The organism is Larkinella knui (assembly GCF_003858645.1).
GTDB lineage: Bacteria > Bacteroidota > Bacteroidia > Cytophagales > Spirosomataceae > Larkinella > Larkinella knui.
The window spans coordinates 934,791-948,382 of record NZ_RQJP01000004.1 but is presented as its reverse complement, the minus strand read 5'-3'; the positions used below and the strand labels follow the sequence as shown (position 1 = coordinate 948,382).

11 protein-coding genes are annotated in these 13,592 nt (G+C 36.0%); all 11 read left to right on the top strand.

Annotation, left to right across the window (positions count from 1 at the left end):
* The first annotated feature begins 20 nt into the window (after positions 1-20).
* The 11 genes from EHT87_RS22295 to EHT87_RS22245 all read left to right on the top strand — a co-directional run bounded on the left by EHT87_RS22295 (position 21) and on the right by EHT87_RS22245 (position 13,589).
* A complete protein-coding gene (locus EHT87_RS22295) occupies positions 21-2,378 on the top strand; it encodes a GumC family protein (protein WP_124908853.1) in 2,358 nt (785 codons plus the stop codon).
* Positions 2,379-2,486: 108 nt separating this feature from the next.
* A complete protein-coding gene (locus tag EHT87_RS22290) occupies positions 2,487-3,143 on the top strand; it encodes a sugar transferase (protein ID WP_124908852.1) in 657 nt (218 codons plus the stop codon).
* 39 nt (positions 3,144-3,182) lie between these two features.
* Positions 3,183-4,256: an NAD-dependent epimerase gene (locus EHT87_RS22285; RefSeq protein ID WP_124908851.1), complete on the top strand. Its 1,074-nt coding sequence runs from the start codon at positions 3,183-3,185 to the stop codon at positions 4,254-4,256.
* A gap of 20 nt (positions 4,257-4,276) precedes the next feature.
* Positions 4,277-5,623: a lipopolysaccharide biosynthesis protein gene (locus EHT87_RS22280; RefSeq protein WP_124908850.1), complete on the top strand. Its 1,347-nt coding sequence runs from the start codon at positions 4,277-4,279 to the stop codon at positions 5,621-5,623.
* A 4-nt stretch (positions 5,624-5,627) separates the two neighbouring features.
* Positions 5,628-7,112, top strand: a complete 1,485-nt coding sequence (locus tag EHT87_RS22275; protein ID WP_124908849.1) for an O-antigen ligase family protein — start codon at positions 5,628-5,630, stop codon at positions 7,110-7,112.
* The gene (locus EHT87_RS22270) at positions 7,090-8,352 is read left to right on the top strand and encodes a glycosyltransferase (RefSeq protein WP_124908848.1); all 1,263 of its coding nucleotides are present in this window, start codon (positions 7,090-7,092) and stop codon (positions 8,350-8,352) included. The genes EHT87_RS22275 and EHT87_RS22270 overlap by 23 nt, the downstream gene beginning before the upstream one ends.
* Positions 8,330-8,965: an acyltransferase gene (locus EHT87_RS31815; RefSeq protein ID WP_124908847.1), complete on the top strand. Its 636-nt coding sequence runs from the start codon at positions 8,330-8,332 to the stop codon at positions 8,963-8,965. Before EHT87_RS22270 ends, EHT87_RS31815 begins: the two co-directional genes overlap by 23 nt.
* Positions 8,966-9,009: 44 nt before the next feature.
* Positions 9,010-10,170 carry a glycosyltransferase gene (locus EHT87_RS22260; RefSeq protein WP_124908846.1) on the top strand — a complete coding sequence of 387 codons (1,161 nt, stop codon included), beginning with the start codon at positions 9,010-9,012 and terminating at the stop codon, positions 10,168-10,170.
* A 5-nt stretch (positions 10,171-10,175) separates the two neighbouring features.
* Positions 10,176-10,670 (top strand): serine O-acetyltransferase, encoded by a 495-nt coding sequence (locus tag EHT87_RS22255; protein WP_124908845.1) that lies wholly within the window; start codon positions 10,176-10,178, stop codon positions 10,668-10,670.
* An 11-nt stretch (positions 10,671-10,681) separates the two neighbouring features.
* Positions 10,682-11,767 (top strand): glycosyltransferase family 4 protein, encoded by a 1,086-nt coding sequence (locus EHT87_RS22250; RefSeq protein WP_124908844.1) that lies wholly within the window; start codon positions 10,682-10,684, stop codon positions 11,765-11,767.
* Positions 11,706-13,589 (top strand): right-handed parallel beta-helix repeat-containing protein, encoded by a 1,884-nt coding sequence (locus tag EHT87_RS22245; RefSeq protein ID WP_124908843.1) that lies wholly within the window; start codon positions 11,706-11,708, stop codon positions 13,587-13,589. Before EHT87_RS22250 ends, EHT87_RS22245 begins: the two co-directional genes overlap by 62 nt.
* Positions 13,590-13,592 lie beyond the last annotated feature (3 nt).

Sequence of the window (13,592 nt, the reverse complement as noted above, 5' to 3'; positions counted from 1 at the left end):
CCTATTTACTCAACAACGTTATGATCACAACTCCGTACGTTTATCACCAGCAGGAGGAAAAGGAACCTGACCTCCGGCTGATCCTGTTCCGGTATCTGAAAAACTGGAAATGGTTTCTGCTCTCGCTCGTCGTGGCACTGGCCATTGGGTACGCCTATCTCCAATACCAGGTTCCCATCTACAAAGTCCAGAGCAGCATCCTGATCAAGGACGAGAAGAAAGGAATTTCGGCCGACAACATCATGAAGGAGATGGATCTCTTCACGGATTCGAAAGTGGTCGAAAACGAGATCGAGATTCTGAAGTCCTACACGATCATGGAAAAAGTGAACGATGCCCTGGCATTGGATGTCAGCTATTTCCACGATACGCCGGTTGGCGAGCGGGAGATCTACAAAGCATCGCCGTTTCGCCTGGTTGTCGAACAGCCCAAACCTCTTTTGTACGAAGAAGGTATCAAAGTCGAATTTATAAATCCGAAAACCGTTAAGATTGGCGAAAAGACTTATGCGGTCAACCAAAGCCTAAACACGGAGTTTGGACGCATCCGGATTTTTCCGAAGGCCGGTGTCAAGCTTGATAAAGAACCCGTCATTGTGCATGTGGCTCCCAAACAGGAGATGATCCAAAAGTTTGTGGAAGATCTGAAAGTGGAAGCGACCAGCAAGCAATCAACGGTTTTGATCCTCAGCCTGGAAACGGCCGTACCGGAGAAAGGGCGCAATATCCTCGACAAGGTTGTTGAAGAATACAACGATGCGGCTTTGAAAGATAAAAACCTGGTGGCAGCCAATACCCTGGATTTTATCGAAGAACGGCTTAAACTCATCTCCGGCGAACTGGCAACGGTCGAGAAAGATGTGGAGAGTTATAAATCAGCCGAAGGAATTACCGATATCAGCACCGAATCGCAGATATTCCTGCAAAACGTTCAGCAAAACGACGCCCAATTAAGTCAGGTCAACATCCAACTGGGTGCTCTGGAAGATGTGGAACGGTATGTGCGCAGCAAAGCCGGTGAAATGGGCTCTGCTCCCTCTACCTTAGGTTTAACCGACCCCACCCTTCTGGGACTCATTACGAAAGTGTCGGAACTGGAACTTCAACGCGAAACGCTGGCGAAAACTACTTCGGAAAATAACCCCATTCTGCGTTCGGTAGACGAGCAGATCCGGACCACCAAAGCGAACATCAGCGACAATATTCAGACCATGAAAAACATCATGACGGGCACCCGTCAGAAGTTGATGGCCCATAATCGCAAGTTCGAATCGATGATTCGCTCAGTACCGCGCAAGGAAAGAGCCTTGCTGGACATCACCCGTCAACAGGCGATCAAAAACAACCTGTATACTTATCTGTTGGCAAAACGCGAAGAAACCGCCCTTTCCTACGCTTCGGCCATTGCCGACAGCCGGACCATCGATATGGCCCGCAGCGGCAGCAAGCCCATCAAACCTAAAAAGAGCCTCATCTTTTTACTGTTCGGCGCTATAGGCATACTGATCCCAATTGGTGCTTTTGCCACCCGCGACATGCTGAACAACCGCATTGGGAAGCGTTCGGACATCGAAGAACTGACGAGTGCTCCGATTGTCGGCGAAATTGCGTATGCCAAGCATAAATTCCCACTGGTGGTTACGTCCAATAGCCGGTCGATTGTGGCCGAGCAAGTCCGGGCCTTACGAACCAATCTACAATTTCTGCGGTCGAACAACGAGAGTCTGGCCATTCTGTTTACGTCCAGCATCAGTGGGGAAGGCAAATCGTTTATTTCGCTCAATCTGGGTGCCAGTCTGGCGCTGATCGACCGTCCCACCGTCATTCTGGAGATGGACTTGCGCCGGCCAAAGCTGCATTCGATGCTGGATATGCCGAACACCGTCGGAATCAGTAACTTTCTGGTGGGCCAGGTTACCCTGGATGATATTCTGCAACCCGTGCCGGGCATGGAAAACTACTTTATTCTGACGAGCGGCCCCATCCCGCCCAACCCGGCGGAACTTCTCGTCAGTGACAAAGTAGATGACCTCTTCCACCAGTTGCGCGAGCGTTTCCAATACATCATTGTCGATTCGCCCCCCGTCGGTCTGGTAACTGATGCCCAGATTCTGGCCGACAAAACGGATGCCACCATGTACGTTGTGCGTCATGACGTAACCCCCAAACAGCACCTGAAAATGGTGGACGTCATGTACAAAGAACAGCGCTTCCGGAAATTGAGCCTGATTCTGAACTCTATAAACGAAGGCAATGGCTACGGATATGGCTATGGCTACGGATACGGGTATGGCTACGGATATGGATCAGGCGGTTACTACGAGCAGGATACCATTGCCAAGAAATCGTTCCTAAAACGCTTATTACCGGGCAGCTAATTCGGCTACTTATTCCAAAAACAGTATTTGACGGCGCTTACTAACCGGGCTTAAAATCCCGGATAGTAGGACCCTTGTCTCTAACGTATTTACTCAACCTGGAACGTTATGATTAACCTGTTACAACCCGACTCCTCGTATTACGTCGTCAGTGAGACGGCTGCGGGAAAGCCACAGCCGGTAGCAAAGCGGGCCTTCGACATCACCGTCTCCCTTCTGGTTGCCGTATTTATCCTATCCTGGTTTATCCCGTTGATCGGGCTTTTGATCAGACTGGAATCGCGGGGGCCGATTTTATTCGTTCAACTGCGTTCCGGGAGAAATGGCCGCCCATTTCCCTGTTTGAAATTCCGGACGATGAAGTACCAGAAAAATGCTTCGTTCAAACAGGCCACTCACAATGACATGCGAATCACCAAAGTCGGCCGCATCCTTCGGAAAACCAATCTCGATGAATTACCGCAGGTTCTGAATGTCATTGCCGGTCACATGAGCATCGTTGGTCCCAGACCGCACCCGATTCCTTTGGATGTTCAGTATATGCCCTTGATACCGGAATATAAGCACCGGTTTGTTGTAAAACCGGGGATAACGGGACTAGCTCAGTCAAAAGGGCTCCGGGGCGAAACGTCTGAATTAAACCAGATGCGGCACCGGGTTCGCTACGACATCTGGTATACCAAGTATACGTCTCTTTCCCTGGATGTAAAGATTTGCTGGTGGACGGTTGAGAAAATGATAAAGGGCGACGAAAAAGCTTTTTGATTTAAGACTTAATACATGTTCAATAAAAATATTATAACAATGAAAATATTAATTACAGGAACTGCCGGCTTTGTAGGGTTCCACTTAGTGGAAAAATTATTAAAACGTGGTGATGAGATAGTAGGAATCGATAACATAAATAAATACTACGATTCAAATCTAAAATACGCTCGATTGGAAGAAAGCGGAATTAATAGAAGTGACATAGAGTGGTATAAAGAAGTACGAAGCCGAAAATATCCAAACTACCGCTTTGTAAGACAAAACTTAGAAGACAAAGCACAGTTAATGGCTCTATGTGCACGCGAACAATTTGACATCATTGTGAATCTGGCGGCACAAGCTGGTGTGCGGTATTCAGTAGAAAATCCTGATGTTTATGTGCAATCCAATGTGGTTGGGTTCTTAAATATTCTAGAAGTCTCCAGATATTTTAAAGTAAAACATTTGGTATACGCCAGCTCATCAAGCGTGTATGGGTTAAATGAGACGATGCCATTTTCGGTGGAGCATAACGTAAGTCATCCTGTCTCTTTATATGCAGCAACCAAAAAGTCGAATGAATTAATGGCTCATACATATAGCCATTTATACAATATTCCGACAACTGGACTACGATTCTTCACAGTTTACGGTCCATGGGGCCGGCCGGACATGGCCTATTTCCTATTTGCAGACTCTATAATAAATGGAAAGCCAATTAAAGTTTTCAATCATGGAAAGATGAAACGAGACTTTACATACGTAGATGATATAATTAGTGGAGTAATCAGTGTATTAGATAGGCCAGCAAGTACAGATTTAGAGTGGGATGGTAAAAAGCCAAACCCATCGTCATCATCAGCTCCTTATAAAATATACAATATTGGCAATAACCAATCCGTAAGCCTAAATAGATTTATCGAAGCTATTGAAAGAAATTTAAATCGGGAAGCTATTAAGCAGTACTTTGACATCCAGGATGGAGATGTCCCAGAAACTTGGGCAGATATTGATAGCCTACATGATTTGTGTGGTTACGAACCCAGCACAACCATAGAGCAGGGAGTAGAGAAATTCATTACTTGGTACATAAATTATAAAAATTATGTACCTATTGATGCATTGGTATAACTAAATAGTATACATCACTGATGAACTTATTAGCAGTTACGAAAAAGAGATTTAATTCAAATTCATTAAATATAGCCTTATCATTTGTATCCAGAGCCGGAGGTGCAGCAACAGGTTTCATCATCATACCCTTTGTAATACAAGCGATAGGCAAAGAAGAATTTGGGCTATATCTATCTATTGTTTCATTTTTCTTTATACTGCAAGTATTTGATTTTGGGCTTAATAATATCCTAAAGAATGAATTATCAGGCTACATAGTGAATAATAAGATAGCTAAAGCGAGCTCATTGTATACAAATTCAGTAATTGCAATAGCCATACTATTTGTTATTTTATTGTTAATAATAAGTTATATTAGAATCTGGGATAGTGAGATAATAAATAAAATATTTAATCTAGGTCCGAACCAAAGTAAGTGGACTAATTATTTTTATATAATAGCTACGATTGCACTAGTAAATTATTTGGCACAACCTGGTATAAACCTATACTACAGTTTAGGAAAAACGTATTTAGCCTATTTCGTCAATTTCATAGGTCAGTTCTTAGGATTAGTATTGTTTATTATGGTAAACAATAAAGTTGATGACAAAATCTTACTAACAATATTATTAATATATGGTTTCCCTGCAATATTAAACTTTGTAAGCGTACTAGCCCTTCAGTTTAGTAAAAAAAATAAGATAAAATTTAAAGTCAAAGCATACAATAAAAATCTAATATTAAATACATTAAGAAAATCTAGCAAGTTCTTTATTATTCAAATCGCATCAGTCACTCAATTTCAATTGGGGAATTTTATGGTTTCGTTGTATTTTAAGCCAGAATTCGTAACCGAATACAACACATACAGCAAGTATTTTAGTGTTTCTCAGATATTATTAACCATTATCAGTACACCATATTGGATAAACTTTGCAAAACTAAATGCAGTTAATGACTACCTAGGATTAGAAAAAGAATTAGTAAAATTCAGAAAATTAGTTTTTGGTATTTCAGCTATATTAGTTTTAGAATACTTAGTAGGTCCTTTTGTATTCAATATTTGGTTAGGAAGAAATGTAACATATAATTATAATACATCACTATTCATTATGTTGTATTATATAACCTTTATAAATGGGGCGGTTTACGTCATATTTAACAATTCTATCTCATTACTGAAAATACAAACCATTTCTTCAATAGCATCTGTAGCAATATTTGTGATTTTATTTGATCAGCTTGCGCAAACATACGGGATAATTAGCATATCAATTGCGCTAATTGCTAGCAACTTTTATGGCATAATTATCGCTCCTATTCAAGCAATTAAATATTTGAATTCTAAAGATATAAATGCTATATCTTTAATAGAACACTAGATCGATGCAAAAACGAGAAAATTCATACATTGTATTTCTAAAAAGTATACTAATAGTAATACTCGGTAGCTTATCATTTCCAAATATGAATGTGATAGGCGCTCTAAGCATATTACCAATAGCAATACTATTATTAAATACATTAATGAAAGGAGATCCTTTCTCTTTTGTAATCCAACTATTTACAGGAGCCCATTTTACTTACGGAAAACAAATTGGAAGCGTATTCTTAATCGCAGCCGGCATAGCTTTAATTTTATGGACAATACTTTTTAATAAAAGAAAATTCAAAAATCAGCTCACTTCAACAGGAAAAAAATATATATTTTTATTATGTGTCATACTATTCATTCAAGTATTGAGTATTTTATTTTATAGAGATTTCGAATTTGATAAAAAAATAATATCTATATTGTATATCATTCTTATCACCCAATTCGTAATCTATTTTTCTGGCATTTCAATTAGTGAAATTGATATAAAAAGGTTTGTATACTGCTTGTTTTTAACGTGTCTTTATTCGGTAATCGTATCAATAAACCAATTTTCAAGCTTCTTACCAACAAACTCTCTATGGCCAACGTATGACGAAAATGCAATATTTGAAAAAGAAATATTCCGCAATTCTGGAACATTTTTAAACTACGAGATATATGCAGAATACTCTTTATCCATTATTACAATTCTTTTACCAGGAATAGTGAGTGGATCAATAAAAAAATACAATACAAGGCTTCACTATATAGCGATTATAACAGTTGCGTTGAGTCTATATTCAATTATTCTATCTGGAACGCGATCATCTTTATTTCTATTCCCCATCTGTACGCTCATTGTACTGTATAGGTATAGGAACAAGATAAATAAAACTACATTTATTGCCATCTTTGTAGCTGCAGTTGTAGGGTATCTTACACCAGATATCACTAAAATTTTAAACTTAGATAGTTTTATTTTAAGGAATGACTCATTAGAAAATACTACTTTGGATAAAGTAATGACTGGTGAAGCTATTAATAGAGCGGCAACATTTTCATATGGCCTAGAAAAGATACAAAACAAGTTGAAAGACGGTACTCTTTTGATTGGTGAAGGCTACTATACATTCAGAGACGAATATAGAGACATTCATTTTGACAAATCCGGTATTGAGTTTCCAGACTACCATAACCTCTACATGAGTTTAATTGTAATATGGGGTATTGGAGGAGCATGGGCTTTTATTTCAATATTTATACTTAGTATTAATTCTGGAATTAAGGCCTATAAAAAAATAAAAAACACAAATTCGATATATTCTGATTTACTTTATGGATTTAATTTGATGTTTATTTTCCTAATGATTAACCAGCTTAAGATTCAGTTCATTAGAGACAGTAACTATCTATTTTTGATAATGATTTTGTTAGTAATTTACATAAGTTTAAGTGAGTCAATTTTAAATTTTAGTAAAAAAATAATAAAAAATGAAGATTCTTTGGTTTACTAATACGCCATCTAACGCATCTGAAGAATTTAATAATAAAAGGCATGGTGGTGGTTGGATTTCTTCTTTAGAATCACTTTTTGTAAAAAATACAAATCATTCACTGGCTATTTGCTTTTTTTACAACGGGAATAATTTTAAAAAAATTGAAAAAAATGGTGTAATATATTATGGGCTACCATTGAACTCAAACACAAAATATAAGAAGGCCTTTTATAAATATTTTATAAAACTTGATGATAATCGTTCTTTATATATCGATGCAATATTAGAATCGTTCAAGCCTGATATAATTCAAGTTTTTGGAACTGAAGCAGGGTATGGTTCTTTATTAAAAGGAAAATTTGATCCAGACAAAGTAGTTTTTCACTTACAGGGCTTGGTGGAGCCTTACTCAAAGGTTTATTTTCCAAGTATTTTGACAAAGCGTAAGGTACTGCTTAATGATAATTTAAGCTCTATACTGAAAGGAAACACTTATATTCATAAATATCTCCTGTTTAAAAAGAGAGCGACGAGAGAATTAGAAATTGTAAGAGAATGGAAACATTTTATTGGAAGAACCGAATGGGACAGAAACTTTGTCAATTTAATAAACCCTAAGAGTACCTATCATCAATGTGAAGAAGTACTGAGACCTTTCTTCTACGAACCGAAAAATAGTTGGTTATTTCCAAATATTAATTTAGATAAGGAGATTTATATCGGAACTACTATTAACCCTAATTTATATAAAGGACTTGACCTTGTGTATAAAACTATAGCTAAATTAAAGAGTTTTAAAATTCATTGGAAGATATTCGGTATAAACGAAAATGATCCTTTGAATACTATTATCAAAAAGAGCCTGCCTAAAACGTCTTATAAGTATGAAATTACTTTTTTTGGCCAGTTAGCTGAAGATATCCTTGTCTCTCAATTGAAACAATGCCATTTTTTTGTCCACCCTTCGTACATAGATAATAGCCCGAATAGTGTTTGTGAAGCGATGCTGCTAGGAATGCCTGTAATATCTTCTTCTGTAGGAGGTGTAAAAAGTTTAATTACTCACGGTGAGAACGGATTTTTATTTAATCCATATGATGAATATGATTTGCCAGGATTAATTAATCATTTAATTTTAAATTATCAATCTGTAGGAAATATAGCAAAAAATGCAAAAATAACAGCATTGAAAAGACATGACCCAACATTGATTTTGGAAAACCTTCTTAATATATATGAGTCTCGATCGAAAAAATGACCCTCTTGGATACCTTCTCTATAGGCTTTATTTCTATAAATTAAATCTATGGCAAATAATATCGGCCCCATACTTTAGACTCTTATTTTCTATTAAAAAAGTATCATTAGGCAAAGATTGTAAATTTTGGGGTTCACCAATTGTCGTAAGATATCCGATGTCCAAAATTCAGATAGGTGATTATTGCCGTTTTAGAAGCGACCCTTATTCTAACTTAATTGGCGTAATGAAGAAATGTATTTTATCAACAAATTCAGCAAACGCTACAATAATTATAGGTAACAATTGCGGATTTAGTGGAACTACGATTGGGGCTTTATCTTCAATAAAAATTGGTAATAAAGTACTTTGCGGTGCAAATACCTTAATAACTGATTTTGATTGGCATAATATTCATCCAGATCATAGGAGCTTACCTGTCTACAGCAGTAAACCTGTATTAATTGAAGATAATGTGTTTATCGGATATGGATCTATAATTTTAAAAGGAGTGACTATAGGGCAGAACTCTGTCATAGGTGCAAATAGTGTTGTTGTATCTAGTATACCCTCTAACTGCATAGCTGCTGGAAATCCTTGCAAAGTTGTCAAATATTTAAATACCCCAAATTAGTCTTTAATTAACATTAACTTATGATTTAACGGCGTTTACTTATTATGAATATAAATTTGATAACTAACGTAACAGGTTTCCCTCATGGCACTGCTACTGCTAAGAGGATTAATATGATAGGTAAAGCGTTGATAGATTCAAATAATACTTTTTCTGTTTACACAAACTGTCTTACTCATAATAAGTATAATAATGAGCCCTTAGGAATATATAATGGTATCAATTTCCGTTATTTACACGGCAGTGTTAACTTGGAAGGAAGAGCAATAAGAAAAACATTTTTATTCATTAAAGGCATTATTAATCTGGTTTTATTATTAAGGTCTCTTAAGGGGATCGTATATATATATGCCCAAGGAAATTTATTCAATGTGATTACAACTTTTTTATGTAAATATTACGGACTAACTATTATAGAAGAAATTAATGAATGGTATCATAATGAACCTGGAAATAATTTAAGAAAATTTATCGTTGAGGGACCAATGATAAAAATGGCAGATGGAGCAATAACAATATCAAGTAACATTAATGATAAAGTACTAGATATAAAACCCTCCATCAATTCTATTATTATTCCTGTACTAGAAGATCCTGATAAGTACAATTCACTAACCAGACTAAAAGGCAGAGACTATTGTTTTTGGATGGGTCTGGTAGATGGTTATATAGAAGATATTTTGTTAATAATTGAAGCTTCTGGTATAGCTTATTCAAAAAAATGTGACTACGATATAATTATATCAGGCCCATATAACGATGCTTCCTATAGGCGAATTATGTTAACTGCTGAACAAGCAAATTTTCCAAAAGAAAATATTAAACTTTTAGGATATATTGATGATGACGCACTTTCTAAGTTTTGTTATAATGCTTTTTTTTATATCGTACCAATGTGGGATGATATTAGATCATCTCATAGATTTCCTACGAAAATAGCTTCTTTTATGTTTTGTGGAAACCCTATTATTACTAGTAAAATAGGAGAGATAGGTAATATACTAACTCACAAACACAATAGCCTTTTCTTTTTACCTGGAGATGTAAATGACTTATCCAAACAAATTATTTTATTATTTGACAACGATATACTTTATAAAAACATATGTAAAAATTCGATTGTGACTGCACATAAGTATTTTAGTTACAAATCATATTCTGATATATTAAATGCCTATTTTAAAAGTTTCGATTTTTTAAACTAAAGAATATGAATTTCTTCGTTTTTATAACCCAAGATTTTACTAATAATAAAGGTAACACAAAAGGAAAGCTTATTTGTTTTCTTTTCCGTATTGCTAATTATGCAAGGGTTAATAAATATACGAGAATACTTCTTACACCATATTTATTATTTTATAAGCTTTTTGTTGAGTGGACATTAGGTATTGAAATACCGTATAATACTTCAATTAGTAATGGATTAAAGGTATTACATGGGCAAGGTCTTGTCGTCAACAGCAATTCAATAATAGGGCAGAACGTTGTTTTACGTCATAGTACAACCATTGGGAATTCGAAATCAGGAGGTAAAAGTCCAATAATAAAAGACAATGTAAATATAGGAGCTAATTCAGTTATTATTGGCGACATTATAATTGGAGAAAATTCTGTAGTAGGTGCAGGGAGCATCGTTGTAAAGAGTGTCCCTCCTAATTGCATCGTTGCTGGCAACCCTGCCAGGATTATTAAAACCATTCTTTAATTAAAATAACTATGAAGATTATCTTTTATGGTCCCATCGGCGGAAAGAAAGGGAAAATTATAGGTGGAGGTGAATCTGGCAATCGGAAAACAATAAAATTGTTAAACAAATTAGGATTTTCTGTTGAAGTTATTGAAAAGCCATACCCAATTGGAGTTCCGATTATCAGAGCCTTCTATTATCCTATTCAATTATTCGTTGCCTATATAAAAGTTTTATTTAAACTTTATATAAGTAAAAATACATCATTGCATTTATCTGGCTTTTACCTTCACCTCATTTATGTAGAGTGGCTTCTTATTAGAACAGCTCGGATAATTGGTCGTTCATCCGTATATGAATTGCGTGCCGGTGGAGCGATTGAAGGCTATCATAGTCGTTCTTTCATTTATCGTTACTTCTTTAAGCAAACATTACTAAATGCTTCTTCTGTAATTTGCCAAGGTGAAGAATATGTACCGTTTATTTATTCTATAACTGGTAAGAAAGCTCATTATTATCCAAACTACATTACAGAAGATTTGCTGATTCCAAATCCTTATTTAAATTCTAGGAACTCGAATCGAATTGAGCTTCTGTATTTTGGTAGGATTGCTCCATCTAAAAATATTGAATTTATTTTAGATATCTGTTCCTTTCTTCCAAAAGATAAATTCTTTCTTGAAATAATTGGGGGAGGAACCCCTGAATATTTAGCCTCTATAAATTCACTTATTGAGCTTAAAGATATTCAAGGATCGATTACAATAACACCTCCCTTAAAATCAGAAGAGCTTTTTAATCGTATCAGACATAAACACTTCTTTATATTTCCATCTAAAGAAAAACGCGAAGGTCATTCAAATGCTTTAACCGAGGCTATGAGCCAAGGCGTAGTACCACTTGTGAGTAATATGGGCTTTAATGCCTCTGTAGTTAAACAGCCGAATTTAGTAGTGCCTGATTTTGAGGCATCCCAATATGCTTCAAAAATTCTTTCTATATGGGAAAATCATGAATGGAAACATTATTCCAATAACTGTCATAAAGTTGTTAATGATTTCTTTACTGAATCAACTGCCCAACTTACGCTGGCTAAGGCACATTCGGGTTATTAAAAAGTGGCACCTTTACTTCTTGCTGCTAACTAGTTATCCTTTTGTCTCTCAGGCTCAAAATGTCATTTATGTTGCTTCAACTGGAAAAGCTGAGAGTACTGGGTCTTTTACTGATCCTATTGGCACAATCGAAAAAGCGGTAGAGGTCTGTAGAAAAACTGCCATCAAAACTATTTTAGTCCGTGGGGGTAAATACTATGGGGTTAATGTAAAGTTTACCCCTGCTGACTCCGGCTTAGTAATTAAAAATTATAAATCGGAAGTGCCTATTTTTTATGGAGGGGTCCTCCTCAAGAGCCTTACCAAACAGGATTCTTTCATTACTGCCCCAATTCCTGGTGCAAAGAATTATTCATGGGATTTCCGATTGCTTGTAGTCAATGGCTCCATTCGGCCACGTTCCCGTTTACCTGACATTGGCTCTTTTTCGTATTTTAATAAGTGGAATGTTAAATTGTTGCCTGCTAGTGAAGGTTCTTGGGAACGACAGCCTACCCGAGATGAACTTCAATTGCTGCATTATGATCCTTCAGATATTACTTCTCTTGATGTTGAAAATGCTGAAATCTCGCTATACCATCAGTGGAGCGAATCATATTCAGGTGTCAAGTCCATTGATACCACAAGACACGTTATTACTCTATCATCGCCTGCTACTAAACCACTTGGATCGTTCGCTGCCAGTAATAAGAACGCTAACAAGTATGTAGTTTGGAACACTAGAGCGGGTTTAAAAAAACCTGGCCAATGGTTTCTTGACCGATCTTCCGAAAAGATTTATTATTTACCGTTTGAGGGAGAAAATATTAATAATTTAACCATCATAGCTCCAAAGTATTCGAATATCTTTCAGTTTAGTGAAGGATCATCTAATATCACTATTCAAGGTATTATCTTAACTTGTGCGGCAAACTCTTTACAGAATGAAGGATTTGCTGCTCAAGATATTGATGCCGCAATTTATGGCCAAAAAGTAAAAAATATTAAACTTGCTAAACTGACTATCGAAAAAAGTTCAGGCTCAGGAATTAAATTATCTGGAAATAACATTATTGTCGATAATACTTTAATACAGAATATTAACGGTGGCGGTATTTATTTAACGGGTAGTAGTAATGGAATCATGAACACAGAAATACGTAATGTCGGTTTACTTTTCAAAGGCGCCGTTGGAATCTTTGGATCTGGGAAAAATAATTTATTTAGTGCAATAAAAATAAGTAATGTACCTTATTCCGGTATTTGTGGTATCGGTGATTCTAGCTTTATTTTTAAATGTAATTTGCAAAGCACAATGCTATTTATGCAAGATGGTGCAGCAATTTATAGTGGAAGGAATCAAAACATAAAAATAGTGAAGAACATTTTAATAGGTACTAATAATCCAAACGAAATTGGAATCTACTTTGATGAATTATCTTCAAATTGTACAGCAGATTCAAATCTTCTTCAAAATATCCATATCCCAATTCATTGCCATATTGCTAGCAATGTACGCTTCTCAACTAATGTCCTTATAAATAATAGCGTACAAATAATAAGCTGCCAACGATCGAAAAATATTAAATTTGACAAAAACACGTTATTTGGAGATTCTATTGTCTTTAACGGGCACGGCCAATCGATAGGCGGAGAAGGACTGTCTTCTTTTTATCGAAACCGCTTAATCTCTACATTTAAATCTATAAAATTCGATACCTTTCTTAGGTCACTCCCGTTACAAAAGAACTACAATGTTTCTAACGAGACACTTTTTCTTGAAGAAAACGATAAGAAGAAGTATATAAATTCATTTTACAAAGCTATACTGCGTAGCAAATAAATT

Excerpts from the sequence above, each read along its gene's own strand:
- EHT87_RS22270 (WP_124908848.1), top strand. The coding sequence starts at position 7,090 with ATGAAGATTCTTTGGTTTACTAATACGCCATCTAACGCATCTGAAGAA.
- EHT87_RS22250 (WP_124908844.1), top strand. The coding sequence starts at position 10,682 with ATGAAGATTATCTTTTATGGTCCCATCGGCGGAAAGAAAGGGAAAATT.
- EHT87_RS22280 (WP_124908850.1), top strand. The coding sequence starts at position 4,277 with ATGAACTTATTAGCAGTTACGAAAAAGAGATTTAATTCAAATTCATTA.
- EHT87_RS22285 (WP_124908851.1), top strand. The coding sequence starts at position 3,183 with ATGAAAATATTAATTACAGGAACTGCCGGCTTTGTAGGGTTCCACTTA.
- EHT87_RS22255 (WP_124908845.1), top strand. The coding sequence starts at position 10,176 with ATGAATTTCTTCGTTTTTATAACCCAAGATTTTACTAATAATAAAGGT.
- EHT87_RS22295 (WP_124908853.1), top strand. The coding sequence starts at position 21 with ATGATCACAACTCCGTACGTTTATCACCAGCAGGAGGAAAAGGAACCT.
- EHT87_RS22290 (WP_124908852.1), top strand. The coding sequence starts at position 2,487 with ATGATTAACCTGTTACAACCCGACTCCTCGTATTACGTCGTCAGTGAG.
- EHT87_RS22245 (WP_124908843.1), top strand. The coding sequence starts at position 11,706 with ATGATTTCTTTACTGAATCAACTGCCCAACTTACGCTGGCTAAGGCAC.
- EHT87_RS22260 (WP_124908846.1), top strand. The coding sequence starts at position 9,010 with ATGAATATAAATTTGATAACTAACGTAACAGGTTTCCCTCATGGCACT.
- EHT87_RS22275 (WP_124908849.1), top strand. The coding sequence starts at position 5,628 with ATGCAAAAACGAGAAAATTCATACATTGTATTTCTAAAAAGTATACTA.
- EHT87_RS31815 (WP_124908847.1), top strand. The coding sequence starts at position 8,330 with ATGAGTCTCGATCGAAAAAATGACCCTCTTGGATACCTTCTCTATAGG.